This window comes from Pseudomonas sp. MIL19, assembly GCF_028680365.1.
Taxonomy (GTDB): Bacteria; Pseudomonadota; Gammaproteobacteria; order Pseudomonadales; family Pseudomonadaceae; genus Aquipseudomonas; species Aquipseudomonas spirodelae.
In genome coordinates, this window is sequence record NZ_JAPPVG010000026.1 from 22142 (window position 1) to 40571 (window position 18430).

19 protein-coding genes are annotated in these 18430 nt (G+C 61.9%); 6 read left to right on the plus strand and 13 right to left on the minus strand.

Annotation, left to right across the window (positions count from 1 at the left end):
- Positions 1–12 precede the first annotated feature (12 nt).
- The gene (locus N1078_RS15125; protein WP_274088990.1) at positions 13–1326 is read left to right on the plus strand and encodes an NAD(P)/FAD-dependent oxidoreductase; all 1314 of its coding nucleotides are present in this window, start codon (positions 13–15) and stop codon (positions 1324–1326) included.
- A gap of 37 nt (positions 1327–1363) precedes the next feature.
- Here N1078_RS15125 and N1078_RS15130 read toward each other — a convergent pair whose 3' ends face one another.
- Complete coding sequence (locus N1078_RS15130; RefSeq protein ID WP_274089018.1) at positions 1364–3370, minus strand: alkaline phosphatase D family protein; 2007 nt, start codon at positions 3368–3370, stop codon at positions 1364–1366.
- 94 nt (positions 3371–3464) lie between these two features.
- A complete protein-coding gene (locus tag N1078_RS15135) occupies positions 3465–4151 on the minus strand; it encodes a Crp/Fnr family transcriptional regulator (protein ID WP_274088991.1) in 687 nt (228 codons plus the stop codon).
- A gap of 104 nt (positions 4152–4255) precedes the next feature.
- Here N1078_RS15135 and N1078_RS15140 point away from each other — a divergent pair, with 104 nt between their 5' ends.
- Positions 4256–4780: an Mpo1 family 2-hydroxy fatty acid dioxygenase gene (locus N1078_RS15140; RefSeq protein WP_274088992.1), complete on the plus strand. Its 525-nt coding sequence runs from the start codon at positions 4256–4258 to the stop codon at positions 4778–4780.
- A gap of 16 nt (positions 4781–4796) precedes the next feature.
- Here the strand turns inward: N1078_RS15140 and N1078_RS15145 are convergent, their stop codons facing one another.
- From N1078_RS15145 to hemF, 8 genes are all read right to left on the minus strand, one after another.
- A complete protein-coding gene (locus N1078_RS15145; RefSeq protein ID WP_274088993.1) occupies positions 4797–5546 on the minus strand; it encodes a hypothetical protein in 750 nt (249 codons plus the stop codon).
- 173 nt (positions 5547–5719) lie between these two features.
- A complete protein-coding gene (modC, locus tag N1078_RS15150; RefSeq protein WP_274088994.1) occupies positions 5720–6862 on the minus strand; it encodes a molybdenum ABC transporter ATP-binding protein in 1143 nt (380 codons plus the stop codon).
- The gene (gene modB, locus N1078_RS15155; RefSeq protein ID WP_443218116.1) at positions 6859–7539 is read right to left on the minus strand and encodes a molybdate ABC transporter permease subunit; all 681 of its coding nucleotides are present in this window, start codon (positions 7537–7539) and stop codon (positions 6859–6861) included. Before modB ends, modC begins: the two co-directional genes overlap by 4 nt.
- Positions 7540–7551: 12 nt before the next feature.
- Positions 7552–8310 carry a molybdate ABC transporter substrate-binding protein gene (gene modA, locus N1078_RS15160; RefSeq protein WP_274088996.1) on the minus strand — a complete coding sequence of 253 codons (759 nt, stop codon included), beginning with the start codon at positions 8308–8310 and terminating at the stop codon, positions 7552–7554.
- Positions 8311–8539: 229 nt separating this feature from the next.
- The gene (locus N1078_RS15165) at positions 8540–9169 is read right to left on the minus strand and encodes a class I SAM-dependent methyltransferase (protein ID WP_274088997.1); all 630 of its coding nucleotides are present in this window, start codon (positions 9167–9169) and stop codon (positions 8540–8542) included.
- 6 nt (positions 9170–9175) lie between these two features.
- Complete coding sequence (gene aroE, locus N1078_RS15170) at positions 9176–10000, minus strand: shikimate dehydrogenase (protein WP_274088998.1); 825 nt, start codon at positions 9998–10000, stop codon at positions 9176–9178.
- On the minus strand, positions 10000–10389 hold the full coding sequence (locus N1078_RS15175) for a VOC family protein (protein WP_274088999.1): 390 nt from the start codon (positions 10387–10389) through the stop codon (positions 10000–10002). The genes aroE and N1078_RS15175 overlap by 1 nt, the downstream gene beginning before the upstream one ends.
- A 5-nt stretch (positions 10390–10394) precedes the next feature.
- Positions 10395–11312 (minus strand): oxygen-dependent coproporphyrinogen oxidase, encoded by a 918-nt coding sequence (gene hemF / locus N1078_RS15180; protein ID WP_274089000.1) that lies wholly within the window; start codon positions 11310–11312, stop codon positions 10395–10397.
- 156 nt (positions 11313–11468) lie between these two features.
- Between hemF and N1078_RS15185 the strand changes: the two genes are divergently transcribed.
- A complete protein-coding gene (locus N1078_RS15185; RefSeq protein WP_274089001.1) occupies positions 11469–12446 on the plus strand; it encodes an NADPH:quinone reductase in 978 nt (325 codons plus the stop codon).
- Between the two features lie 97 nt (positions 12447–12543).
- Here N1078_RS15185 and N1078_RS15190 read toward each other — a convergent pair whose 3' ends face one another.
- The 3 genes from N1078_RS15190 to N1078_RS15200 all read right to left on the minus strand — a co-directional run bounded on the left by N1078_RS15190 (position 12544) and on the right by N1078_RS15200 (position 15452).
- Entirely contained in the window at positions 12544–13101 is a 558-nt protein-coding gene (locus tag N1078_RS15190) for an L-threonylcarbamoyladenylate synthase (protein WP_274089002.1), read from the minus strand.
- Positions 13102–13207: 106 nt separating this feature from the next.
- Complete coding sequence (gene dprA, locus N1078_RS15195; protein ID WP_274089003.1) at positions 13208–14323, minus strand: DNA-processing protein DprA; 1116 nt, start codon at positions 14321–14323, stop codon at positions 13208–13210.
- 103 nt (positions 14324–14426) lie between these two features.
- A complete protein-coding gene (locus N1078_RS15200) occupies positions 14427–15452 on the minus strand; it encodes a LysM peptidoglycan-binding domain-containing protein (protein WP_274089004.1) in 1026 nt (341 codons plus the stop codon).
- Positions 15453–15604: 152 nt separating this feature from the next.
- On the opposite strand from N1078_RS15200, the gene def reads away from it, so the two are divergent.
- The 3 genes from def to rsmB are packed head-to-tail and all read left to right on the plus strand — an operon-like array spanning position 15605 to position 18425.
- Positions 15605–16111, plus strand: a complete 507-nt coding sequence (def, locus tag N1078_RS15205) for a peptide deformylase (RefSeq protein ID WP_090254233.1) — start codon at positions 15605–15607, stop codon at positions 16109–16111.
- Positions 16112–16170: 59 nt separating this feature from the next.
- Positions 16171–17115, plus strand: a complete 945-nt coding sequence (gene fmt, locus N1078_RS15210) for a methionyl-tRNA formyltransferase (protein ID WP_274089005.1) — start codon at positions 16171–16173, stop codon at positions 17113–17115.
- On the plus strand, positions 17112–18425 hold the full coding sequence (rsmB, locus tag N1078_RS15215) for a 16S rRNA (cytosine(967)-C(5))-methyltransferase RsmB (protein ID WP_274089006.1): 1314 nt from the start codon (positions 17112–17114) through the stop codon (positions 18423–18425). Before fmt ends, rsmB begins: the two co-directional genes overlap by 4 nt.
- Positions 18426–18430: the final 5 nt, after the last annotated feature.

Genomic DNA, 18430 nt, shown 5'->3' on the forward strand with positions numbered 1-18430 from the left:
AGGAATCGTCTTATGAACGCCGCAATCAAACCCGTGCTGCCCGCCGCCGAACGCTGCCCGTCCTATTACAGCGCCACCCTCAATGAAGAAACCGACTACCCGACCCTGCAAGGCGAGGTCAGTGTCGATGTGGTGATCATCGGCGGCGGTTTTACCGGTGTAGCGTCTGCCGTTGAATTGGCCGAACGCGGCCTGAAAGTGGCGATTGTCGAGTCCAACAAGATTGGCTGGGGCGCCACCGGGCGCAACGGCGGCCAGGTCACCGGCAGCCTGTCGGGCGATGCGGCAATGACCAAGCAGATGCGCAACACCCTCGGCGAAGAGGTTGAAGACTTTATCTGGCACCTGCGCTGGCGCGGCCACGACATCATCAAGAACCGCGTGGAAAAGTACGGGATCAACTGCGACCTCAAGCACGGCCACCTGCATGCGGCGATGAAGCCCGTGCATATGCAAGAACTGCAGGCCACCTACGCCGAAGCGCAGCGCCGCGGCATGGGCGCTGACGTGACCCTGCTCGACCGCGACGGCGTGCGCAGCCACCTGGCCAGCGACCTTTACAGCGGCGCGCTGAAGAACACCCGCAATATGCACCTGCACCCGCTGAATCTGTGCATCGGCGAAGCCAAGGCGGCGGCAAGCCTGGGCGCGCTGATTTTCGAGCACTCCGAAGTACTGGAGATTGTGCATGGCAACAACCCGGCGGTGGTCACCGCCCAAGGCCGGATCAATGCCAAGCAGGTGCTGCTGGCCGGCGACGTGTACCACAAGCTGGAGCCGAAGAAGCTCAAGGGCATGATCTTCCCGGCCATGGGCGGCATCGTCACCACCGCACCGCTGGGTGAGCTGGCGAAGCAAATCAACCCGCAAGACCTGGCCGTGTATGACTGCCGCTTTGTCCTCGACTACTACCGCATGACCGCCGACGGCCGCCTGCTGTTTGGCGGTGGCTGCAACTATTCCGGGCGCGATTCACGCGACATCGCCGCCGAGCTGCGCCCCGGCATCGAGCAGACCTTCCCGCAGCTCAAGGGCGTCGCCATCGACTTTCAGTGGAGCTGCGCCATGGGCATCGTGATCAACCGTATCCCGCAGCTGGGCAAGCTCTCGAACAACGTCTGGTACTGCCAGGGCTACTCCGGCCATGGCATCGCCACCACCCATATCATGGGTGAAATCATGGCCAACGCCCTGACCGGCACGCTGGGCCACTACGACACCTTCGCCGCCTGCTCACATATCAAGGTGCCGCTGGGCGATGTGTTCGGCAACCCGATGCTGGCCGCCGGCATGTGGTACTACCAGATGCTGGAAAAATTCCGCTAAGGCATGCGCTTGTACTAAATCGCGGCCAAAGCCGCTCCTACGACAGGTGTGAGTCTGTAGGAGCGGCCTTAGCTGCGAGCGTTGGATCAGCGCAGGGATCCTGGGCCTCATCACGCTCATCGACAAACTCCACCGCTGGCGAGCCGTCGGCATTTAGCTGGTAGATCGCGCGTGGCTGGCCGTTGTCGTTGAAGAACACCTGCCCCAGCCCCGTGCCATTCCAAAGGCGCTCGCCGGCCTTGCTGCGTGAGGGAATGCGCGGTGTGACCTGCATACGCCGACGCTTGGTCAGCCAGTTGAGCGGCGACCAAGGCGCATATAACCAGCGATTGAGGCGATCAAACCAGTCGAGCAAGCGCCGTGGAAATTCGTTTTTCACCCCGCTGCTGGTGATCTGCCAGAGCTGCGGGCCGCGTTTGCGCTGGCGGATTAGCACCTCGTAAACGAACGAATAGTGCACGTCGCCGGAGAGAATTACGTAGTTACCCGGCGTGCGCGAGTGGCGAAAAATGTTCAGCATCACCTGCGCGGCGCCGCGGTGGGCCATCCAGTTTTCCGCATCGACCATCAGCGGATGACCGGCCCAGCTGAAGAGCTTCTGGATAGCCTCGATCAGCTTGACGCCAAACATCGGTGCCGGGGACACGATAATCGCCGAGGGATGATCGAGCAGTTCTTGTTGAAACTCGCACAGCGCTTCCCAGTCCAGCAGGCCAGACGGCCGCTTGAGGTTGCGCTCGCTGCGCCAGCGCCGGGTGCGCGTATCCAACACCACCAGCGCCGGGGTACTGGGCAGCACAAACTGCCACTGGTGAAATCTCAGCAGGGTGTCGATCAACCCATCCTGCGGCTGACTGTCCATATGATTGGCGGCATCACGACCCTCGGTCATCGCGCGGATCATCTGCAGCGGTTTGGCGAACACATCCGGGTTGTTACCCCAGCCCTGGCACAGCAGGTAGGCGATCAAGGCATTGCCGATAATCCGTTTGGAAAACGGATGACCATAGGCGGTCTGTTCCCACTGCGCGGAGAGGTTCCAGTCATCGGTGATGTCGTGATCATCGAAAATCATCAAGGTCGGCAAGTGGGCGAGGGCACGCGCAACCCCGCCGAGGCCAGCGCGAAACGCCTCGATATGCTCACGCTCAGCCTGATAACGCGCGACTTTCTCCACGCTCAATTCAGGCATTTCGGCCTTGAGCAGCGTCCAGGGCAGCGGCGACCAGACCAGCAGGTACATGGCCAATACTTCGGCGCAGGTGACCAGGTGGTTGTCGGCGCTGCTGGTGGTAAACACCGGCTTTTCCACCCCACCGAAGAAGCGCTCACGCAGGGTTTCGTTGCTCTTCAGCGCCGGCAGCAACTCGCCGCGCTGGTAGTAGCTGGCCGGGTGCTGATACAGCGCCTCGCTGTCATCGACCACCGCGCCCTCCAGGTGCTCACCGAACAGGCCGAGGCGCGCGATCACCTGATGAATCGCCCGCAGCATCGGTCCGCTGACATCATCGGCATAGATCTGATCACCGCTCATCAGCAGCAAGGCCGGACGTTGTTCGGGGGTGTGCGCTTCAGCCAGCAAACGGTCGGCGCAGAGCAGGCCATCGGCCGCCGGGTGATGCGGCTTGCGGCAGGAGCCATGCAGAAGGTGATCAAGTTGCGCACGCAGGACAAAATTCGCCTGGCGCGCGCCGGCATACAGCAGGTGCGGGGCCCACTCCGCCATGCCCATGTCGGCCTGGCCGGCCTGTTCGATCAGCAGGTCGTAGTCGATCTGCACGTCGCAGGGCAGCGGCGTATCCAGCTTGAGGTCGATCAGGTGAATAAATGCCTGCTCGCCGATCTGGATGACCTGGCAGCTGTCGCCTTGCAATGGGTAGCGCTGCGGCTCTGCAGCGTCGCCATGCGCCAACTGCAGGCTCAGCGTCAGTGGCTGACTACCGACCAGCCACAGCACCAGGCGCTTTGGCTCCATGCGCCGCAGCAGCGGGCCAGCCAGCACCGGGGGCACGTCAAGGTGGGCAACAGCGCTGGTGGTTGGCATCAGGTCATTGAGCTCGAGTGGCAATACAGGTCGGCAATAGAGCGCCAGTGTGCACCAGAGGTTCAGTCGGTGCAGCGTGTCGCGGCAGTTTGCCTCACTGCGCTGCTTGGCGCAGGCGCGGCCAGTCGAGGATTTCGATCTCGCCATAGGTCAGGCGCACAATGCCCTGGCCTTCCAGCTCCTTGAGAATCTGATTGGTGGTTTGCCGGGAGATCGCCAGCATCAACGCCAGCTGCTCTTGGGGCAAATGCAGAACACGGCGCGGCTCACCTTCGCCGTAATTCTCGGCCATCAGCAGTAAGCGCCGGGCCAAACGGGGGGCGGCGGGCAGCAGGCTCATTTCTTCCAGGGCGATAAATGCCAGGCGCAGTTTCTGGCTCATTAGCAGGGCGAAGTCGCGCCAGTACTGCGGCTGTTGCTCAAGCAACGTGAGCAAGCGTGCCTGCGGTACCCACAGCAGGGTTGAGGCACTTTCGGCAAAGGCGTCGTGGGTGCGCGGCTGGCCATCGAACAAGGAGATTTCGCCAAACCAGTAAGGCGCTTCGACCAGGGTCAGCAGCGCCTCTTTACCGGTCGCACTGACCGCACCAATGCGCATACCGCCAGCAACCACCGCATACAGGCCGCAGGGCTTGTCGCCACGACGAAACAGCACCTGACCCGCGGCTAACGGCTGCACCTGGGCGGCCGTCAGCAGGGCTTCTTGCAACTCCATGGGCAAGGCGCTGAACCAGTGGCCCTGACGCAGACGCGCCTGATAAGCGTAGGCCGCCGCGCTCATCGGGCGCTCACAGAGCGGTGGCTCGCAGTTTGTCGGCTAGCTGACAGAGCCGTGCGAGTAGGCGAGTTCATGCTAAGCACCTGTCCTGCGTGAGGAAAATAATAATGAAAACCCTAGTCGACCATCTGGCGCAATACGCGGCGTATCACCGCGATCAACGCAACATTCTCAGCCACTTTATCGGTATTCCCCTGATTGTGCTGGCCGTGGCCGTGCTGCTTTCACGTCCCGGCTTCGAACTGCTCGGCCTATGGCTTTCCCCCGCGCTGTTGGTAGCCCTGGCGGCGGGTGTGTTCTACGTGCGCCTAGATCGGCGTTTCGGCCTGTTGATGGCGTTGCTGCTGGCACTCAGCCTGTGGGTGGGCGCCGGCGTGGCGCTGCAATCGACGCCAGTCTGGCTCAGCAGCGGTATTGGCCTGTTCGTGATTGGCTGGGTCATCCAGTTTGTCGGCCACTACTACGAAGGGCGCAAACCGGCGTTTGTCGATGATGTGATGGGCCTGGTGATCGGCCCACTGTTCGTCGCCGCCGAAGCCGCCTTCCTGCTGGGCCTGCGCAAAGACGTTGAGCAGGCCATCGTCGAGCGCGCAGGGCCAACCTGCATCCGTGACAAGCACGCCAGCTCCTGAGCACGTGCGGTACGGTTCAGCCTTTGGAGAGCGCCATCCACTGGTCAGTCAGTGAACGCGTATGGCGATACACGGTGATCGGCGCAAACGGCCGGCCCGAGGCGCTCTGCAGGGCGCTGCTCTGGCTATTGAGGTCAACCAGGGCGGCCTTGAGGTAATCCCAGCGGGTTTTCAGCTTGCCAACCTGCGGATCGGCCTTGCCGTCTAGAGTGGCCAGTTGCGCATCCACTGAGGGCACGATCTTGCGCTCATCCTGGCCGAGGTAGGTATCGGGCTGCTCACGGGCGGTTTCGAAATTGCCAAAGTAGGCGCGGCTCAGGTACTGCACCGCGAGGTATTCGAGCTTGGCGGACAATTCACTGTCGCCCGGGCTGGCAAGTGTGCGGCTGTGCTCCAGCACGCCGAGCAGGGCTTTGCTGAGGTCCTCGGGGTAGCGCCAGGGCATGTCATCTTCGTTCGGCCCAAAGGCCACGCCACGACGAATCTGCACCACCAGTTCCTGATGCGCGCCGCGCAGGGCATTGCTGCTTTGCGGCAGGCTTTGCACTGCCGCCGCCAGGGCTTGCAGGTCGGTCTCAAGGGCATCCTGATGTTTCTTTTGGAAACCTTCACCGCGTAACAGCATCAGGCTGCTGGTGACCCGGCTAGCCTGCACCTGTACCTGTTCTTGCGGAGTCACGGCATGGGCAGCGGTCAGTGGCGAGAGAGCGGCCAGCAAGCCAATAACCGCGAGCAATAGCGTGCGAGACAGCGATGTAAAACGCATACGAGGGGTGCTCCTTATTATTGTTGTGAGCAGCGCTGAGTCGAGTCAGCTAATACAAACGCGCGCCACAGGGTACTGCACTGAATAGCGCAGAAAAGCAGCCTAAAGAGTGATTTCGTCGGAAAGATGCGCCAATCCGCCAGATGCGCAGCGCGCTGTAATATGACTGCCCGTCAACTGGCGCCCAGCAGTGACACCGACTTGACCTGCGCCCACAGTGATTGCTCGCGCTGGATGTTCAGGCGGTCGAAGGAGTAACGGGTGATCCGCGCCATCAGTTGCTCGCGCCCTACCTGCACACGCACCAGCACATGCGCCTGTTCGGCGACGTTGATCCAGTCCACCACCCGCGCCGGTAGCAGGTTGAGCACACTGCTTTGCTGCGCCTGCTGCAGGCTCAGGCTGACATCCCGCGCCTTGATCTTTACCCGCACCGATTGGCCCGTTGGCAGCGGCCCATGGGGCAACTGCAGGCTAATGTCGCTGCCGGGCAACTGCACCGCGAGCAACCCGTAAGCGGGGTCATGGGCCGTGACCTGTGCATCCACAACGGCCTCGGCATCCTCCTCAAAAACAAACGGCAGGTCGGCGCGCAGCAAGGTTTCCTTCAAGGGGCCGCTGGCGCTGACCTTGCCGTCTTCCAGCAACACCAGATGATCGGCTAGGCGCGCGACTTCATCAGGCGAATGACTGACGTAGATAATGGGCATCTGCAGCTCACTGTGCAGGCGCTCCAGATAGGGCAGCACTTCTTGTTTGCGCTTGAGGTCGAGGGCAGCCAGTGGCTCATCCAGTAACAGCATCCGTGGGCTGGTCAGTAGGGCACGGGCGATGCCGACGCGCTGCTGCTCGCCACCGGATAGCTTGCCCGGCAAACGCTGCAGCAAATGGCCAATACCCAGTAACTCCACTGCCTGCTCCAGAGCAATGCGCCGCTGCGCTGCCGGAATACGTTTAAGCCCGTACTCCAGGTTGCGCCGTACCGACAAATGGGCAAACAGATTGGCGCCCTGAAACACGTAACCCACGGCGCGTTTGTGGGCTGGCACGAAGAGGCCTTGGGCACTGTCTTGCCACACCTCGCCATTGACCTGCAGATAGCCCTCGCTGGGCCGATCCAGCCCGGCAAAACAGCGCAGGCAACTGGTCTTGCCTGAGCCCGAGTGGCCGAACAAAGCGCTGACCCCACGACCGGGCAGGTTGAGGTCGACATCCAGAGTGAAGCCAGCATGCTCAACCTTGAAGCGCGCCTGGATTTCGCCCGCGCCGCCAAGCGTCGGCGTCGGCACATTGCGCCGCTGCAACGGCCAGATCATTGCCACACCCGCTGGCTGCTTCGCCCGGAATACAGGGCCAGCAGCACGATAAAGGAAAACAGCACCATCCCACCGGCCAGCCAATGGGCCTGGGCGTAATTCATGGTTTCTACGTGGTTGTAGATCTGCACAGACGCCACCTGGGTCTTGCCGGGGATATTGCCGCCAATCATCAGCACCACACCGAACTCACCAACGGTATGAGCGAAGCCGAGAATGGAGGCGGTCACAAAACCCGGTTTGGCCAACGGCAGCACCACCGTAAAAAAAGCATCCCACGGCCCAGCACGCAGCGTGGCGGCGGCCTCCAGCGGCGCCCGACCAATTGCCTCAAAGGCGTTCTGCAGCGGCTGTACGACAAAGGGCAGGGAATAGAACACCGAGCCAATCAGCAGCCCGGTAAAGGTAAACGTCAGGGTGCCCAACCCGAGGCTCTGCGTCAGCTGACCGATAACGCCGTGCGGGCCCATGCTCACCAGCAGGTAGAAGCCAATCACCGTGGGCGGCAGCACCAGCGGCAGGGCGACGATGGCGCCAATCGGCTGCTTCCAGCGCGAGCCGGTGCGCGCCAACCACCAGGCAATCGGCGTACCGATCAGCAGCAGCAAGACCGTGGTCAGCGCGGCCAGCTCAAGCGTCAACAGTACCGCAGCAAAATCAGCTTCAGTCAGAGGCATCAGCACATCCCTTTAACGCTGGTAGCCGTAAGACTGGATAATCGCGACCGCTTTTTCGCCTTTCAGGTACTCGCTAAAGGCCAGCGCAGCAGGGTTGTGTTCACCTTTTTTAAGGATCAACGCATCCTGCTTGATGGGTGTATGCAGCTCCGCCGGCACTTGCCAGGCCGAACCGCTACTGAGCTGACCCTCCTTGTACACCTGTGACAATGCAACAAAGCCCAGCTCGGCATTGCCGGTGGCAACGAACTGATGCGTTTGGGTAATGCTCTGCCCCTCAACCAGTTTGTCTTTCAGCGTTGCGCTCAGCCCCAACTTTTCCAGCACCTGGCTGGCCGCCAGGCCATAAGGTGCAGCCTGCGGGTTAGCCATTGCCAAGTGCCTGAACGGGCTGGCCTTGAGCACCGCATCGCTGCCATCCACATACCCCGCTTGCGCCGACCACAGCACCAAACGGCCGACCGCGTAGGTAAACCGCGAGCCGCTGACCCCCAGGCCTTCACGCTCCAACTTGGTCGCCGTGCGTTCATCGGCACTTAAAAACACCTCGAACGGGGCGCCATTGCGGATCTGCGCATACAGCTGGCCGGTGGCCCCAAAAGCGGCGAGCACAGTGTGCCCGGTATCGCTCTCAAACTCGCGGGCAATGGCCTGCAGCGGCGCAGTGAAGTTGGCCGCAACCGCCACCTGTACCTGCTCAGCCAGGACGTTACCGGTGAATGCCAGCGCCGCGAACAGCGGACACAGCGTGTGGAAAATACCAAACCTCATGCCGACTCCTGGGGGTGACGTGATCGCAGTAATGCCGCAACAACTCGCGTTATATACAAGAGAACATAGCGATAGGCGAAATTTATTCGTGCTCGCTGCACGCCCACACATAAGCAGACGGAGGGAAATACCGGGAGGTGTGAGATGTCGACGCAACCGTTTTGTTGAAACCAGGCGGCAACGTCAGGCTTCAATGCCGTGCGGCGAACAGCCAAGTATTGCCCATGGCTTAGTCGGTTCGGCGCCAAACACTGGCTAGCCAGGGCTGCTGTTCGCGCGGCAAGCCGGCTGGGCGGTAGTAATGCTGCAACTCACTAAAACCAGCGGCGGTTAACAACGCGCGCCAGGTGTTCAGGTCGTAATAGGCGGCGTAGCGGTCACCCTGCCAGCCTTCCTGATTATCACCACGGGGGTTGGAGCTGAACAATACGCCGCCCGGTTTGAGCGTGGCATGCAACTGCGCCAGCACCCGTGGCAATTCCTGGCTGGGAATATGGAACAGCACGGCATTGGCGAACACGCCGTCAAAGCGCTCGGGCGGCAGATCGAGGGCGAGAAAGTCCTGCTGCCAGGCTTCGCAGCCGCTGTCGGCGCGGGCCATTTCGACAAACCGTGGGCAGCCATCCAGGCCAACGGCGGTGTGGCCCATAGCGCTGAAAGTGCGCAAATCGCGTCCGGGGCCGCAGCCGAAATCGAGAATCTGATAGGGCGCAGTCGCTTCAATGGGCGCGAGCAGGGCGGCGATGTTCTGGCTGACATCGTGCTCGCGGGTGCCCTCACGAAAGTCTTCGGCGCAGTCCTGATAGTGCCGCACCGTCAGCGCGCTGATCTGCGCCAACTGCTCCGCGCTCAGGCGCATACGCGCTTAACCCTCGGCCAACAAGCGGCGTAACTCAGCCAATACCGGGGCGCTGGCCGGGCGTATATCACGCCACAGAGTAAAGGCCTCAGCCGCCTGCTCGACCAACATGCCCAACCCATCCAGGGTGCGCGCCGCACCCTGCTCAGTGGCCCAACGGTTAAAGGCCGTCAGCTCCTTGCCGTACATCATGTCGTAACACAGGGTATGCCCCGGCTGGATTAGGCTCGGCGCAATCGGCGGTACATCACCGGCCAGGCTGGCCGAGGTGCCGTTGATAATCAGATCGACCGGTGCATCGATCCAGTCATAACCGCTGGCAACCACCGGGCCCAGGTCGGCGAATTCACGGGCCAATTGCTCAGCCTTTGTCACCGTGCGGTTGGCGATCACCAGCGCCGCCGGTTGCTCGGCCAGCAACGGCTCCAGCACCCCGCGCACCGCACCGCCCGCGCCGAGCAGGAGGATGCGTTTACCCTTGAGCGGCACCCCGGCATTCACCGTCAGATCACGTACCAGGCCCGCGCCGTCGGTGTTATCACCGAGAAGGCTGCCGTCATCCAGCTTCTTCAGGGTATTCACCGCACCGGCGCGGCGCGCGCGCGCGCTGAGCTGATCGGCCAGGGCAAACGCCTGTTCCTTGAACGGTACGGTGACATTGGCACCCAGACCATGCTCGAAGAAGGCGCGGGCATAGCCGGGGAAATCCTCCAGCGGCGCCAGTAAGGCCTCATAGCTCAACTGCTCACCGCTCTGCTCGGCAAACAGGCGATGGATCAGCGGCGATTTGCTATGGCCAATGGGGTTACCAAAAACGCCGTAGCGGTCCATCAGGCTTCCTCTTGCAGGTTGGCGAGTTCGATCAGGTTACGATCAGGGTCGCGAATGTACACCGAGAGCAGCGGTCCGGTCGCCCCAGTACGAAGCACCGGACCTTCCTCGATGGCCACGGCGCAGGTGTGCAAATGTTCGATCACCTGGCTCAGCGGAGTGCTAAGAATGAAGCACAAATCAGCTGAGCCCGGCGTCGGACGCAGAGCCTTGGGTTCAAACTCGGCGCCATAGCGGTGCAGGTTGATCTTTTGCTGACCGAAGGCGAGCGCCTTACGCCCAGCGCCGAACGTGACGCAGTGCATGCCCAGCACTCGCGCGTAAAAAGCGCAGGTGACCTCAATATCGGCTACGGTCAGCACCAAGTGATCAAGACGCTCGATGTGCATGCGTCTCAGCCCTGCAGCCCGAGCCAATCGCGGTCGGTGAGGAAGTACTCGGTCAGGCGTGCTTCTTCACTGCCGGGCTCGGGCTTCCAGTCGTAGCCCCAACGCACATGCGGCGGCAGCGACATCAGGATCGATTCGGTGCGCCCGCCAGACTGCAAACCGAACAGCGTGCCGCGGTCAAACACCAGGTTGAATTCGACGTAGCGGCCGCGGCGGAAGGCCTGGAATTCGCGCTCGCGCTCGCCATAAGGGGTCAGCTTGCGGCGCTGCACGATGGGTAGGTAGGCCGCAATATAGGCATCGCCGATGGCGCGCATAAAGGCGAAGCTGGTGTCGAAGTCCCACTCGTTCAGGTCATCGAAGAACAAGCCACCAATGCCGCGCGGCTCGCCCCGGTGCTTGAGGTGGAAGTAGCGGTCACACCATGCTTTGAACTTCGGATACACCTCAGCACCGAACGGCGCGCAGGCATCATGAGCCACCTGGTGCCAGTGCGCGCAGTCCTCCTCATTACCGTAATAAGGGGTCAGGTCGAAACCGCCACCGAACCACCAGACAGGCTCTTCGCCCTCTTTCTCGGCGCTGAAGAAGCGCACGTTGGCGTGGGACGTTGGCACGTAGGGGTTTTCCGGATGAATCACCAGCGACACGCCGAGGGCTTCAAACCCCCGACCGGCCAGCTCTGGGCGATGAGCGCTGGCCGAAGGCGGCAGGCTGTCGCCGAACACATGGGAGAAGTTCACCCCGCCCTTTTCGATCAGCGCGCCATTCTCCATGACCCGCGTGCGGCCACCGCCACCCGCCGGACGCTGCCAGGCATCCTCGAAGAACTCAGCACCGCCATCCTCGGCTTGCAGGGTGTTACAGATACGGTCTTGCAGATCCAGCAGGTAGGCTTTGACGGCCTCAGTACGGTCACTCACGGCGGCACCTTAAAGCAGGTAGGGCAGCTCAGCGGCCAGAGGGCTGAGCGGCGAAATCGGCCGCAAGCATAACATTTGCATTCGCCACCTCGCAGTTGACGCCGGTCAATGGAGAGGATTGGATAGCACACCCTTATCTAGCGTCAGGAGACCGGCATGGCCAAGCGTATCCAGTTCAGCCACCACGGCGGCCCGGAAGTTCTCGAATACCGCGACTACACCCCTGCCGCACCAGGCCCTAATGAAGTCCGTGTGCACAACCAGGCAATTGGCCTGAATTTTATCGACACCTATTTCCGCAGCGGCTTGTACGAACCACCCAGCCTGCCAAGCAGCCTGGGCACTGAGGGTGCAGGGATTGTCGAGGCCGTGGGTGCTGCTGTGAGCGGTTTTCAGGTCGGCGACCGCGTGGCCTACGCCACCGGGCCGCTGGGCGCGTACAGCGAGCTGCATGTGTTGCCGGCCGAGAAGCTGGTGAAGTTGCCGGATGCGATCAGCTTCGAGCAAGCGGCAGCGGTGATGCTCAAGGGCCTGACCGTGCAGTACCTGCTGCGTCAGACGTTTGCCCTGCAGGGTGGCGAAACCATCCTGTTCCATGCCGCCGCCGGCGGGGTCGGTTCCCTCGCTTGCCAATGGGCCAAGGCGCTGGACGTCAAATTGATCGGCACCGTTAGCTCGGCCGAGAAAGCCGCGCGAGCCAAGGCGCAGGGCGCCTGGGCAACCATCGATTACAGCCATGAAAATGTCGCCCAGCGTGTACTCGAGCTGACCGACGGCCGGAAGTGCCCGGTGGTTTACGACGGCGTTGGCAAGGACACCTGGGAAGCCTCGCTGGACTGCGTGGCCCAGCGCGGCTTGCTGGTCAGCTTCGGCAATGCCTCCGGTGCGGTGACGGGCGTCAATTTGGGCATCCTCGCGCAGAAGGGCTCACTGTTCGTAACCCGACCGACGCTGGCGGGCTATGCCGATACCTCGGCGCACCTGCAAAGCATGGCCGACGAGCTGTTTGCCATGATCGAAAGCGGCACGCTGCACGTGGACATCAACAACCGCTATGCGCTCAAAGATGCCGCGCTGGCGCAAACCGCCCTGAGCGCGCGGCAGACCACTGGCTCGACCATTCTGCTGCCGTAAAAATCCGTAGGGTGGGTTAGTGACGCCTCCACAAAACGTGCATCCCGTGAGGTGCCCGTGCGTCGCGTATCCCACCATTTAGAGGCGCAGACAGTCTTCAGGACGGCCTAATCACATCCCCAGTAATCAGGTCACGGATCAGGCTGGGGTTCTTGCGCCCGCCCAACGCCCCGCCAAGCACAGCATCCAGCTGACCGGGGAAATACTGCTCGACTCGCAGGCGCGAGCGCGCGGACGGGCGACCGGCGGGATTGGCCGACGTTGAAACCAGTGGCCCGGTCAGACGGCAAAGCGCACGGACCTGTGGATGATCGCTGACGCGCAGGGCCACGCTGTTGTGCTGGCCGCTGATCCACTCGGGTAAGCGATTCTGATGCGGCACCAGCCAGGTGTTGGGCCCCGGCCAGCTACCGGCCAAGCGCGCCAGCCAGATTTCCGGCAGGTCTTCGAGGAGGAAGTCGAACTGCTCGATGTCACCAGCAACCAAAATCAGCCCCTTGTGCATGGGCCGGTCCTTCAGTTCCAACAAGCGCTCCACGGCGTCGGCATGCCAAGGATCGCAGCCCAGCCCCCATACCGCTTCAGTCGGATAGGCAATCACCCCACCATTACGCACAACCAGTGCGGCCTGTTGTATTTGCCAGTTGCTGACCATTGACTGCTCTCCACTAAGGTCTTGCGGGCAGTGTATCCAAGCCAAGAGCCTACACAAGGCCTCGCGCTAGAGCCAAGCCAGGCAAAACTGCGCTGGCCGGCAGTGTTTAAGGCGCGCGAGCTACCCAGTGGCCATTTTCACACACCACTTGGCCTTCCAACTCCAGCTCCGTCAGCGCGGCTAGAACTGCGGCCAACGGCAGACCACTGGCCACCACCAACGCCTCGCTGCTATGGGGGGCGGCGCGTAACAAGGTCAGCAATGGATGACTAAAAGGCTGCGTTTTACCCTCAGTGCTAACTGGCGGCTGCGCCTGCCAGCCGCGCAAGGCCTGCAAAATATCCTCGATGCTTTCCACCAGGGTCGCGCCTTCGCGAATCAGCTGATGACAGCCACGCGCACCGGGATGATGAATTGAGCCAGGAATCGCATACACCTCGCGGCCCTGCTCAGCAGCCAAGCGTGCAGTAATCAGCGAGCCGCTGGACGGGCTGGCCTCCACCACCAGTACGCCGACGGAGAGGCCACTGATGATGCGGTTACGCCGCGGAAAATTGCTGGCATGCGGCGGGCAATCCAGTGGTAACTCGGAAACCAGCGCGCCGCCCTGGGCCACTATCGTCGCCGCCAACTGTTTGTGCCGCGCCGGATACAAACACTGCAAGCCGGTACCCAGCACTGCCACCGTCTTGCCGTTGGCATCCAGCGCACCTTGATGGGCCGCACCATCAATGCCCAGCGCCAGGCCACTGGTAATTACAAAGCCGCCGCCGGCCAAGCTGCGGGCAAAGCTGTGCGCGGTATCCAACCCAGGTCGCGATGCACGTCGGCTGCCGACCATGGCCAGTTGCGGCTGTTCCAGCAGCGTCGGGTCGCCCTGCACAAACAACAGCGGCGGGGCATCCGTCAGTTCGCCCAGCAACCCGGGATAAATGGGGTCGTCCCACATCAACAGGTGCTGCGTCTCGCCCTCCAGCCAGGCCAGACTGTGTGCGGCGCGCTCACGCACGGTTGCACTGCGCCGCCCCTCACTGCAGGCCTGCGGCAAACCCAATGAACGCCAGGCGCTAGCCGGTGCGCTGAGCGCGGCAGACGCACTGTCGAAAGCACTGAGGAGTTTTCGAAAACGACGGGGGCCCAGCTCCGGCAAGCAATGCAGGCGCAGACGGGCTTCCAATTCAGCTGGAGAGACGGCGGGGGAAATAAGGGCAGATTGCGACATCGGGATCATCCTTGATCAGTCGCGCCGCGTGGGCGGCAGAGTCAGGTCAGGCGGCCAGAGCTGGCACACCATAAAAAGCCCCGCATCTGCGGGGCTTTCGGTGTTACGGGTTACGCACTTTGTCCATCAGCTCAAGCGAGCGAGAAGCGCCCAGCACCAGGCCATAGCTGAGCTTTTCGTAGGTGCGGAACACCATCAGCAAGCCTGAACGCTCATCCGGGATCTTCACCGAGTCACCGGTTATGCGGTCACGCACGGTTTCGCCAGTTTTGTAGATCGCCAACACGTTGCCTTCTTTCAGACCGTCACGTGCCCCTTTATTGATGGTCACCACATCGAACTGACCAATCTGGGTCACACCGCGCGGCACATCGAGAATCACCCCGTTGATTTCACCTTCCGGCTCACTCGGCATAAAGGTCGAGTTGATCGCACGCTCTTCGGTGGCGAACAGGCGGTCGCCAAGTCGTACTTCCTGGGTCGAACGGGTGAGTTCCATCGTGCCGACGTCGCCTTCCTCGGCAACAATTTGACCGGAGCCGATGTCGTCGGCGTTGATCCCAAGGAACTCCTTGGTCTCAGGGTCTGTGTAGGTTTTGCCTTGACGGAAAATGCCGTAGGCCGGCGCGGCTTGATCAAAGCTGCCACGGGCATACACGCGGTCACCGGCACCGCTGACGACGCGCTCGGCGTTACCGGCGACGATATAGGGCGCACCCAAAAACTGCTCGGGCTTATCCACAATGCGGTTGCTTAACAGGAAGCTGTTAATCGCCTCCAGCGGAATGGCCGGAATGGCTTCAGCCATCGGCGTGCTGCGGATCTGCGGCGACAGCTTGATGGTGCCGCGCGACTCGCCACGGTTAAGCATCAGGCGCGGTTGGCCATCAACATACACCAGGCTGAGTTGGTCGCCCGGGTAGATCAGATGAGGATTTTCCACCTGTGGGTTGGCGTGCCAGATTTCTGGCCACTTCCATGGCTGGCTAAGGAATTTTCCGGAAATATCCCAGAGGGTATCGCCCTTGACCACGGTATAACGGTCTGGGTGACCGTCCTTAAGTTGCACGGCGGCATGGACCAAGCCGCTTGCCGCAACCAGCAGCAGGGCGAGTAGTGATTTCCTCATGCGGTGAATCCCTTTATTATGTGCCTTCACGTGGAGCGCCCTAGCGCCGCGACAAAACCCAGTCGTGCTGCGGCGTGAAGCCGTTTTTCAATGCTGCTCATCATCTTAGCAGCGGATTTTGACTTTATTCCACAAGTGCATCACAAACGCATATGGCGATCCTGAATATCCTCGAATTTCCCGATCCGCGCCTGCGCACCATCGCCAAGCCGGTGGACGTAGTCGACGACGCCTTGCGTCAGCTGATCGATGACATGTTTGAAACCATGTACGACGCGCCCGGTATTGGCCTGGCGGCGACCCAGGTCAACGTGCATAAACGCCTGGTGGTGATGGACCTGTCTGAAGACAAGTCCGAGCCGCGGGTGTTTATCAACCCCGAGTTCGAACCACTGACCGAAGAAATGGATCAGTACCAGGAAGGTTGCCTGTCGGTGCCGGGGTTCTACGAGAACGTCGACCGCCCGCAAAAGGTCAAGATCAAGGCGCTGGACCGTGATGGCCAGCCCTACGAGCTTATCGCCGAAGGCCTGCTGGCCGTGTGTATCCAGCATGAGTGTGATCACCTCAACGGCAAGCTGTTTGTCGATTACCTGTCTAATCTCAAACGCGACCGCATCAAGAAGAAGCTGGAAAAGCAACATCGCCAGCAGGCTTGATCCACACCTTTACAAAGGCTTGCTACGGCAAGCCTTTTTCTTTTTAGCAGTGAGAATCTATGTCTGAGTCTTTGCGTATTGTCTTTGCCGGCACCCCGGAATTCGCCGCCGAACACCTCAAAGCCCTGCTCGACACACCCCACCAGATCGTTGCGGTGTACAGCCAGCCAGACCGCCCGGCCGGTCGCGGGCAGAAACTCACACCCAGCCCGGTCAAACAGCTCGCCCTGCAACACGCCATCCCGGTGTACCAGCCGCAGACCCTGCGCGACCCAGCGGCGCAAGCCGAACTGGCGGCGCTCAAGCCCGACCTGATGGTGGTGGTCGCCTATGGCCTGATCCTGCCGCAAGTGGTGCTCGATATCCCGCGCCTGGGTTGTATTAATAGTCATGCCTCCTTATTACCGCGCTGGCGCGGTGCCGCGCCAATTCAGCGCGCGGTCGAAGCCGGCGATGCCGAGTCGGGTGTAACCGTGATGCAGATGGAGGCGGGCCTGGACACCGGGCCAATGCTGCTGAAAGTCAGCACCGCCATCAGCGCCGAAGACAGCGGCGGTAGCTTGCATGATCGCTTGGCCGCGCTCGGCCCACCGGCCGTTATCGAGGCCATTGGTGGTTTGGCCGCTGGCACGCTGCAAGGTCAGGTGCAGGACGACAGCCTGGCCACCTACGCACACAAGCTCAACAAAGATGAAGCGCGGATTGACTGGAGCCGCCCAGCCGTTGAATTAGAACGCCTGGTACGGGCTTTTCACCCATGGCCGATCTGCCACAGCACCCTCAATGGCGAAGCCCTAAAAGTGCATGCCGCGCAGATGGGCGAGGGCAGTGGCGCCCCCGGGACCATCCTCGCCGCCGACAAGTCCGGGCTGACCGTGGCCTGCGGCACGGGTGCGCTGCGCCTGACGCGCCTGCAACTGCCGGGCGGCAAAGCGCTGAATTTCAGTGACCTGTACAACAGCCGTCGCGAGCAGTTCGCCGCCGGCTTGGTACTCGGTCAATGAACCCGCGTCTCGCCGCCGCCCGTGCCCTGGCCGTGGTGCTCAATGGCAAAGCCTCGCTGGGCAGCAGCCTGCCGCCGTTACTGGATAAAGTTGAACTGCGCGACCGTGGCCTGACTCAGGACCTGGCCTTTGGCACCGCCCGCTGGCAACCGCGCTTGGCATTAATCGCCGAGCAGCTGCTGCAAAAGCCCTTCAAGGCCGTCGACCGTGACGTTGAGGCGTTGCTGCTGATTGGCCTTTATCAGCTGTTCTATACGCGTATTCCGGCCCATGCCGCCATCGGTGAAACAGTGGCCTGTGTCGATAAGCTGAAGAAGCCTTCGCTCAAGGGCCTGCTCAACGCCGTACTGCGCAATGCCCAGCGCGACAGCGAAAGCATTCTTGCCAGCCTCGACCGCGACCCGGTGTTGCACACCGCGCATCCCCGCTGGCTGCAGAAAGCCCTGAAAGCTCAGTGGCCAGAACAGTGGGAAGCCATCTGCGCGGCCAACAACGCCCACCCGCCACTGATTCTGCGGGTCAACCGCCGCCTTGGTAGCCGCGATGAGTACCTGGCCGAACTGCGCCGCGTTGGTTTCGAAGCCGAACCTTGTACGTTTAGCCGCGACGGCATCCGCTTGCTCCAGGCCTGTGATGTCACCACGCTACCGGGCTTTGCCGAAGGCCGCGTCAGCGTGCAGGACGAAGCGGCGCAACTGGCGGCCGAGTTGCTCGACCTGGCCCCCGGCCAACGCGTGCTGGACGCCTGCGCTGCGCCCGGCGGCAAGACCTGTCACCTGCTCGAAGCCGAACCGGCACTGGCCGGCGTAGTCGCAGTGGACCTGGAAGAAAAACGCCTGGTGCGGGTGCGTGAGAATCTCAAGCGCCTGGGCCTGGACGCCGAGCTGATCGCCGCCGACGGTCGCGACTTGGACGCCTGGTGGGACGGTAAAGCATTCCAGCGCATCCTGCTCGACGCGCCCTGCTCGGCCACCGGGGTGATCCGCCGCCACCCGGATATCAAACTGACCCGTCAGCCCGACGACATAGCCGCCCTGGCGCAGTTACAAGGTGAGTTGCTGGACAGCCTGTGGCAAACCCTTGAGGTTGGCGGCATCCTGCTCTATGCAACCTGCTCGGTGATGCCGGCGGAAAACAGCGACAACATTGCCGCTTTTCTCGCCCGGACCCCCGGTGCGCGTGAGCTGGATATTGCCGGGGCGTTCGGTCACAAGACCGCCCACGGGCGCCAGCTATTCCCGCAAGTAGACGGCCACGACGGCTTCTACTATGCCAAGCTGATGAAAATCGCTGCCGCTGCGCGCAGCTGAGGAAC

Coding starts and splice junctions, on each gene's coding strand:
- N1078_RS15125 (WP_274088990.1), top strand. CDS start 13: ATGAACGCCGCAATCAAACCCGTGCTGCCCGCCGCCGAACGCTGCCCG.
- N1078_RS15165 (WP_274088997.1), bottom strand. CDS start 9,169: ATGCGCCTGAGCGCGGAGCAGTTGGCGCAGATCAGCGCGCTGACGGTG.
- modC (WP_274088994.1), bottom strand. CDS start 6,862: ATGATCTGGCCGTTGCAGCGGCGCAATGTGCCGACGCCGACGCTTGGC.
- N1078_RS15145 (WP_274088993.1), bottom strand. CDS start 5,546: ATGCGTTTTACATCGCTGTCTCGCACGCTATTGCTCGCGGTTATTGGC.
- modA (WP_274088996.1), bottom strand. CDS start 8,310: ATGAGGTTTGGTATTTTCCACACGCTGTGTCCGCTGTTCGCGGCGCTG.
- fmt (WP_274089005.1), top strand. CDS start 16,171: ATGTCTGAGTCTTTGCGTATTGTCTTTGCCGGCACCCCGGAATTCGCC.
- def (WP_090254233.1), top strand. CDS start 15,605: ATGGCGATCCTGAATATCCTCGAATTTCCCGATCCGCGCCTGCGCACC.
- N1078_RS15190 (WP_274089002.1), bottom strand. CDS start 13,101: ATGGTCAGCAACTGGCAAATACAACAGGCCGCACTGGTTGTGCGTAAT.
- rsmB (WP_274089006.1), top strand. CDS start 17,112: ATGAACCCGCGTCTCGCCGCCGCCCGTGCCCTGGCCGTGGTGCTCAAT.
- aroE (WP_274088998.1), bottom strand. CDS start 10,000: ATGGACCGCTACGGCGTTTTTGGTAACCCCATTGGCCATAGCAAATCG.
- N1078_RS15175 (WP_274088999.1), bottom strand. CDS start 10,389: ATGCACATCGAGCGTCTTGATCACTTGGTGCTGACCGTAGCCGATATT.
- N1078_RS15200 (WP_274089004.1), bottom strand. CDS start 15,452: ATGAGGAAATCACTACTCGCCCTGCTGCTGGTTGCGGCAAGCGGCTTG.
- N1078_RS15185 (WP_274089001.1), top strand. CDS start 11,469: ATGGCCAAGCGTATCCAGTTCAGCCACCACGGCGGCCCGGAAGTTCTC.
- modB (WP_443218116.1), bottom strand. CDS start 7,539: ATGCCTCTGACTGAAGCTGATTTTGCTGCGGTACTGTTGACGCTTGAG.
- N1078_RS15135 (WP_274088991.1), bottom strand. CDS start 4,151: ATGAGCGCGGCGGCCTACGCTTATCAGGCGCGTCTGCGTCAGGGCCAC.
- dprA (WP_274089003.1), bottom strand. CDS start 14,323: ATGTCGCAATCTGCCCTTATTTCCCCCGCCGTCTCTCCAGCTGAATTG.
- N1078_RS15130 (WP_274089018.1), bottom strand. CDS start 3,370: ATGCCAACCACCAGCGCTGTTGCCCACCTTGACGTGCCCCCGGTGCTG.
- N1078_RS15140 (WP_274088992.1), top strand. CDS start 4,256: ATGAAAACCCTAGTCGACCATCTGGCGCAATACGCGGCGTATCACCGC.